This window comes from SAR202 cluster bacterium (assembly GCA_009392515.1).
In the GTDB taxonomy this organism is placed as follows: domain Bacteria; phylum Chloroflexota; class Dehalococcoidia; order Lucifugimonadales; family UBA6952; genus UBA6952.
The window spans coordinates 23,695-30,609 of record VFGE01000011.1; the positions used below are offsets into that span (position 1 = coordinate 23,695).

Annotated in this window: 7 protein-coding genes and 1 tRNA gene; 5 read left to right on the forward strand and 3 right to left on the reverse strand. The window is 34.6% G+C overall.

Annotated features, from left to right (window positions below; genetic code table 11):
• The first annotated feature begins 52 nt into the window (after positions 1–52).
• Positions 53–1,348, forward strand: coding sequence for a hypothetical protein (locus tag FI695_00460; protein MQG50435.1), 1,296 nt, complete (start codon positions 53–55; stop codon positions 1,346–1,348).
• Between the two features lies 1 nt (position 1,349).
• Here FI695_00460 and dnaN read toward each other — a convergent pair whose 3' ends face one another.
• The 3 genes from dnaN to FI695_00475 form a co-directional block, all read right to left on the reverse strand.
• Positions 1,350–2,480: a DNA polymerase III subunit beta gene (gene dnaN, locus FI695_00465; GenBank protein MQG50436.1), complete on the reverse strand. Its 1,131-nt coding sequence runs from the start codon at positions 2,478–2,480 to the stop codon at positions 1,350–1,352.
• Positions 2,481–2,516: 36 nt separating this feature from the next.
• A complete protein-coding gene (locus tag FI695_00470) occupies positions 2,517–2,987 on the reverse strand; it encodes a hypothetical protein (protein ID MQG50437.1) in 471 nt (156 codons plus the stop codon).
• A gap of 210 nt (positions 2,988–3,197) precedes the next feature.
• Positions 3,198–3,581, reverse strand: a complete 384-nt coding sequence (locus FI695_00475) for a RidA family protein (GenBank protein MQG50438.1) — start codon at positions 3,579–3,581, stop codon at positions 3,198–3,200.
• Positions 3,582–3,695: 114 nt separating this feature from the next.
• Here FI695_00475 and FI695_00480 point away from each other — a divergent pair.
• From FI695_00480 to FI695_00495, 4 genes are all read left to right on the forward strand, one after another.
• A tRNA-Arg gene (locus FI695_00480) sits at positions 3,696–3,772 on the forward strand.
• A gap of 46 nt (positions 3,773–3,818) precedes the next feature.
• Positions 3,819–4,670: a phosphosulfolactate synthase gene (locus tag FI695_00485; GenBank protein MQG50439.1), complete on the forward strand. Its 852-nt coding sequence runs from the start codon at positions 3,819–3,821 to the stop codon at positions 4,668–4,670.
• 3 nt (positions 4,671–4,673) lie between these two features.
• The gene (locus FI695_00490; GenBank protein MQG50440.1) at positions 4,674–6,023 is read left to right on the forward strand and encodes a M20/M25/M40 family metallo-hydrolase; all 1,350 of its coding nucleotides are present in this window, start codon (positions 4,674–4,676) and stop codon (positions 6,021–6,023) included.
• Positions 6,024–6,046: 23 nt separating this feature from the next.
• A partial coding sequence (locus FI695_00495; GenBank protein ID MQG50441.1) for a hypothetical protein occupies positions 6,047–6,915 on the forward strand: 869 nt, incomplete at its 3' end.

Here is a 6,915-nt window from a genome sequence, read left to right on the forward strand (position 1 = left end):
TATATCATCATTGTTAATACCTAACTTAATAACACTCTGATATGATTAATATATGAGAATCATACGTATTAAATTCATAGTTTTACTATTTATTCTGTCATTAATTTCAGTATCGTGTAATTCTAATCAATCTGTACCAAAATCTATGCCTGATATAGAAGCTACAGTTCAAACCAGATTAGATGAAGCAGTTCGTCTCGCAATATTATCTACCCCAACCCCTACTCCCACATTGGTTCCAACTCCGACTGCTACTCCAACTCCGACCCCTACTGCCACTCCAACTCCGGCCCCTACTGCCACTCCAACTCCGACCCCTACTGCCACTCCAACTCCGACCCCTACTGCCACTCCAACTCCTTTACCTTCACCCACCCCAACACCAATGGTTGTTGTTGTTAGAGCTGACCAAACAGCAATACCTAAGTTTATTCCTTTATCTTCTTCAGAAATGAAAGATATACTTTCAGTAATTTATGAAGAAAATCCACGTGCTTATTCAACTTCAAATTCATTTTCACTAGATATAAATACTGGGAAAATGGAAGCAACCACCACCACCCAAGACTATTTAGATGAAATAAATACTATTTTTAATACTGGCTATTGGTTAGTAACAGGAGAGTCTCCATTACATTTTATTCCGTCCGTATTGCCAAAAGAAAAATGGCCTTCTGATGTTGAAGATATTGCTTCAGGATATTGTTGTGAACAAAAAAACACACAAATCCAATTTATAGCTGATAGAAATGGAACAGTTACAGAAGTGATTGATACTCTAGCACATGAAGTAGGACATGCCAGACAAACACTTCTTAGACCAGGCCAAATATATTCTGACAGAATAGACTTCACAGAAGCATTAGCATTTTTAATGCAAGCATCTATTGTAAGGGCTATAGGTGAATACACTGAACTGAATACAACAGGTATTCCATCAAATCTTTCAGTAAATACTGGTCAAAAGCAATACAATATAGATGAGTATTTATTTAATTGGGGTAATGACTTAAAAAATGTTACTACAGAAGGAAAAGGGAATCATGAACGAGCTAAATACCTCTTATGGCTAATATTATTATTTGATCCCGAATTTTCAGAATATAAAAACAAAATACTACAAACTAATGCAACTTATCTAAATTCAAGTGAGCTTTATAGTATCTATAATCACCTTTTAGAAAAAGATACTACTGAAATTGTTCCATATACTAATGGGTTATTAAATCAAGCCTCTAATGTTGAAAACTTGGTCACTGGGACATTAAATAAAAGAATTATAAATGGACTCAAGTATGAAGGATTCATCACTGGTACAGGATGGGAAACCGCAGTCTTGATTCCTTAAATTACCATTGCACAAACATTGGCATAATTACATGAATATAAGACTCATCACCTACTGATTTAAAAACACCAGGACTAGAAGGGCTGGTGGTTTCTAGCACTACTTTATCGGACCCTAATATATTTAAAACATCGGTTAAGTATTTCGAACTAAAGGCTATTTTAGATTCGTCACCTTCTGTTTGTGCACTAATTTCCCCAGTATTATCACCAAGTTCTTCTGCTCTAGCAGAAACAATTAATTTATCTTCTTCACCAGATCCTGGAGTGACTTGTAGTCTAACAATTCCACTACCATCTCTCGCAAAAATAGATGCTGATCGAGTAGCTCTAGAAAATTCATTCGCATCAACTATAGCTCTAGTGCTATAATTTTGAGGTATCAATTGGTTGTAATTTGGGAATGAACCAGCAAGGAGTTGAGATGTTAGTTCTATATCACCAGATTTAAAAAGAACTTGATTTTTTGTAGGGGTTATACTCATTTGCACATCAGTTTGAACGTCAGTAATAATGCGTTCAAGCTCGCGAAGTGTTCTAGAAGGAACAATGAAATCAATCGATTCTGAAAGACCCGATTCTATAGAAGATTTATGTACAGCTAATCGGAATCCATCAGCAGCGGCAAAAGTAAGTTGATTGGATTGAATTTCAATCTGCACCCCAGTTAAAACTGGCCGAGAATCCTCAGTAGCAGCTGCAAAAGCCACTTGATTTATTGACTTACGTAATGTAGCTGCTGGTATAGAAACAAGAACATCCCCATCAACAGTAGGAATAGGAGGAAATTCTTCGGCCGAGACTCCTAAAATACGGCATTCAAACTTTCCAGAATGTAATTCAACACCTAATGGAGAATCGGTAAATTTTATAGTTACCTCTCCAGAAGGTAATGAATTTACAAAATCAGAAAAAAGCCTAGCTGGAATAGTAACTTCACCTTCAGTTTCAATTGAAGCACCGATCCAGGTGGTAATAGCTATTTCTAAATTGGTGGCAGTAAGTTTTAGTCTACCAGAATCTGTAGATATAAGTATATTTTGGGTAACAGGCAAGGTTGTTCGCGTCGCGACACCTCTTCCAACTAATGCTAATGCCCTACTTAAGTTTTCTTGCAAGCATGTTAATTGCATAGTTCTCCATCCTTTTTATACTTAGACCTATATAAACTAGGCAACGTTTATTGTTCCCACCATACCTAAAGATTCGTGAGGAACACAATATAATTTAAAACTACCTGCTACACTAGGAGTAACATCTTGCGTTACAGTTTCTCCGGCATTGACATAAACTTCTATACCTAATTCATCAACATTAAATGTATGGAATTCATTTACGTCGGTAAATTCAAGGGTATATGTTTTATTTAAAGTCCAGTCATAAGTTTCTGGTTCAAATATATATGGATTTTCTTTCTGGCCTACTTTAACTAATTCTCCAGCACCAGAAGAAGCTGAAGATGTAGATGATGTATCAGACGTCGATGCTGTAGTAGCTTCGGAATTATATGAAGAATTAGTTTCTGGGAAATTCATATTCTCATTGGGGTCTTCTTCTTCAGGGTCACATGCAATAAATGTGATCGAAAAAGTAAGAATTAGGAGTAATTTAAAAAAATTGTGGGTTAAAAAAGATACCATAAAATATTCACCAACCTATCTAAAGTTTATAAAAATTACATATAAAATTATACCAATAATTAAAAAGTACTGTCTAGACAAATGAAATAAATGATTGTGCGATTTTTCAATAAATCATTAACCTATAAAAAACTCCTGATAGTAAATTAAATTGTATATTCTGTTTAATTTAGTTTTTAATTTATATATAAAAAACACAAATTTTATTAATTAGGAAGGAATACAAGCAATAACCATAATTTCTACTAAAAGTTCTTCTCTATTAAGCATTACTTCTACTGTTGCTCTAGCAGGTTTGTTATTTGTAAAGTATTCTCCATAAACGTCATTATATTCTGCTAAATCTTCTCTTTTAGTCAGATAAGTCGTTGCAGAAAGTACATTATCGAGAGATGTCCCCGCCTTCTCTAATATGACTTTAATCCTTTCAATGGTGTAACTAGTTTGTTCTCTTATATCTTTTCCTAATTCACCAGTCTCTGGATGTGTTCCAGTTTGACCTGAAACAAATACTAAGTCACCAAACTTAGTAGCAGCAGATAAATTCGGATTAGATCTTTCCATGTCGAGTTCTATTATTTCTTTTTGTGGCATTATGTACCTCCCTTTAATTTAATCACTTCATTGTACTGCTAAATTTAATAAATTATTCTTCTCTCAAGTTGTTTTTTCTTACATTCATAGGTAAAATGGCTAATATTCAACTAAGCCCCAGTAGCTCAGTGGATCAGAGCATCGGACTTCTAATCCGTGTGTCGTGGGTTCGAGTCCCACCTGGGGTACCATTAATAATACCCACTACCCTAACTTACTTTTCGAAAGGAAAAATAGATGGTTAATAAAAAATTTGATGACGACAGAGCGTTTAACTTTTTTCCAGTAAATGACAGAGGAGCAAAACCAAGGACAAGCGGAATTACTGAAATACGAGGCCCCAATAGTCTTTGGCCTGTTGGTCCTAATTATATGGAAGATATATTCAAACTCTATGGATATTATGTTGATTCATTCAAATTTGTTGGAGGAACTTACAGGTTGATTCCTCGTGATGTTGTAAAAGAAATGATTGATTTATGTCATAAATATGATGTTATGGTATCTACCGGAGGCTTCACTGAAAGAGTCCTTAAAGGGCCTGATGAACATTTAGATTTATATTTAAAAGAATGTGTTGAACTTGGATTTGATATTGTAGAAATATCAGAAAATAAAATATCCATTGATTATGAAGATATTATACGGGTAATTAAAAAAGTTAAAGAATATGGATTAAAACCAAAACCAGAAGTTGGAGTCATGAGATCTAGTGGATATGGTGGTGATGCAGATTGGGCTGTAGCTAAAGCGGCAAAATATCTAGAAGCTGGCGCATATCTTATTATGATGGAATCAGAGGGTATTACAGAAAACAGTTATATTGGAACAAAAGGCGGTAGTGCTGAAGGATCTATTGATAAAGAATTATGGAATACAGGTATTGTAACAAAGTTTATCAATGCACTCGGTTTAAGAAATATTATGTTCGAAGCTGCTGAAAAAGCAGTATTCACGCATTACATTGAGAATTACGGGCCAGGTGTAAATCTATTTATAGATAACAGTCAAATAGGTGCTTTGGAAGGCGTTCGATCTAATGTCTTCTTTGGGCCTGTAACAGAAAACACTACCACATACAAAGGATAGGCTATGGATATTCAGTCTTTAATGAATAAGATAGATGAGCAGCGAGAAGATTTAATTTCTTTGCATCAAGAATTGGTAAAAATACCTTCTGTTAATACAGGTTTTATGCCAACAGGAAATGAAACTGCAGTATGTAATTTCGTAAAAGATTGGTTAAAAAAACAAGGGATTGAATCAGAAATCCTTGCTAGAGACCCAGATAGAGGCAATATTATTGCAAGTATCGAAGGCAAATCCAAAACAAATGGACTCCTTTTCATGTCACACACCGATGTAGTTCCTGTTGAAGATATCGATAAATGGGAATATGAACCATTTAGTGCAAAACGAGCAAATGGACGGATTTATGGTAGAGGATCCTCTGACTGTAAGGGACTTTTGGCATGCCAACTATTTGCTATGAAAATTATCAAAGAATCCGGTATTCAATTAAATGACAACTTAGTACTCGCTTCAGGTGCCGATGAAGAACATGGTGGTAGATATGGATTTGGCTGGCTTGTTGAAAATCACTTAGAGAAAATTAGTTCCCCCTACGCTGTTAATGAAGGTGGAGGAGAAGCAATACAAACCAAAAGTAACACCACATATGCTGTCGGTGTTGGTGAAAAAGGCAGGCTTCAAATAGAAATAGATGTCAAAGGAAGCAGTGCTCATGCATCTACTCCCTGGCAAGGTGAAAATGCATCATATTTATTGAGACAAGTTCTTGAACGTATCGAAAATTATGAACCCGAAAGAGATACTTCAACAAACTTTTTTGAATATCTTTCATTACTTGCAATTGAGCATAAACCTATGGCGAGCAATATTGATAGTATTATTTCAGAAGTAGAAGAAGATAGTCCTAGACTCGCTTCACGTATGAAAGCATTATCAAGAATGACTGTAACTCCTACAATGCTTTCAGGTGGAATAAAATCAAACAGTGTGCCTGAATCAATTCGACTAACCTGTGATGTTCGTACACTACCTACCCAAAATGAAACTTATTTAAGAAATGAACTTGATAAAATGTTTGAAGGAATACCAAATGTTAGATATGAAATCGACAATATGGCTCTTTCAAACGAATCTAAGTTTGAAACCCCTTTAATGGAAAGTTTAAAACGAGCTACATCATTAGCGGTTGGTGATGACAATATTCAGTATGTTCCAGCTATAAGTACAGGTTTTACAGATTCCAGATTTCTTAGACCTACTGGTACAATTACCTACGGTTTTTCTGGGGCACATCCTGATGATGACCCTATGCTTAGTTTTATTCATGGCACTAACGAGTCTGTAGGAATTAAAAGCCTTATAAATGGAGCCAAGATCATGACAGGGCTTGTCGTTGATATGTTAACCTAATAACTCAATAGTATACTTAACCGATGGAAAACCAACATAGACGATACCATGGATTAGATGCATTACGTGGTATTGCAATGCTCTTGGGAATTGTATTACACGCAGCATTACCTTTTATGGTAGGAATGCCTATATCTATCTGGCCCACTGATAAACATTCTTCTGAATCAATAAATGTGATTTTTGAATTTATTCATATCTGGAGAATGCCCTTGTTTTTTATTCTTGCTGGTTTTTTTGCAAAACTTGTGATCGATAGATATTCCTGGAATTATTGGTGGAAAAATCGACTTAAACGTATTGGATTACCCCTATTAATTTTCACGCCCATAATGGGAGCAAGTATTCCCTGGATATGGACATATGGTTGGGGGAAAAATTCATCCTATTTTTTCACCCTAGAAGGTGGACCTTGGCATCTTTGGTTTTTATTCCATCTTATATTTTTTGTTTTCTTCTCATTTATATGTATATCTGCAAATTCTGTATTAAAACGAGTAAGATTAACTTTTATAGGATATTTATTAAGTTATTTTAATATTTTTTCATGGGTAGCTAAATTTAAAATTTTTCAATCTCAATATCCAATACCACTTATAATACTATTAACATTAATTGGTATCTGGACAGGTTTTGATTTGATAGAAAATCCAATTTTAAGTGCTTTATTTTTCGCCTTCGGCTACGGTTTGTATAAAAACACAAAATTACTTGATTTCATGAAAAAATATTGGCTTCAATACTTAATAGTAAGTGTTTTCTTTTTTGTAATATATTTATCAATTTACAAAAATATAGATTTCCTAGATCCATCAACATGGGAAACCTGGGCCATCCCCTATTCACTATTAAAAGCAGTAAATGCTATATTATTCTCATATACAGTTATAGG

Excerpts from the sequence above, each read along its gene's own strand:
- FI695_00490 (MQG50440.1), top strand. The coding sequence starts at position 4,674 with ATGGATATTCAGTCTTTAATGAATAAGATAGATGAGCAGCGAGAAGAT.
- FI695_00460 (MQG50435.1), top strand. The coding sequence starts at position 53 with ATGAGAATCATACGTATTAAATTCATAGTTTTACTATTTATTCTGTCA.
- FI695_00470 (MQG50437.1), bottom strand. The coding sequence starts at position 2,987 with ATGGTATCTTTTTTAACCCACAATTTTTTTAAATTACTCCTAATTCTT.
- dnaN (MQG50436.1), bottom strand. The coding sequence starts at position 2,480 with ATGCAATTAACATGCTTGCAAGAAAACTTAAGTAGGGCATTAGCATTA.
- FI695_00485 (MQG50439.1), top strand. The coding sequence starts at position 3,819 with ATGGTTAATAAAAAATTTGATGACGACAGAGCGTTTAACTTTTTTCCA.
- FI695_00475 (MQG50438.1), bottom strand. The coding sequence starts at position 3,581 with ATGCCACAAAAAGAAATAATAGAACTCGACATGGAAAGATCTAATCCG.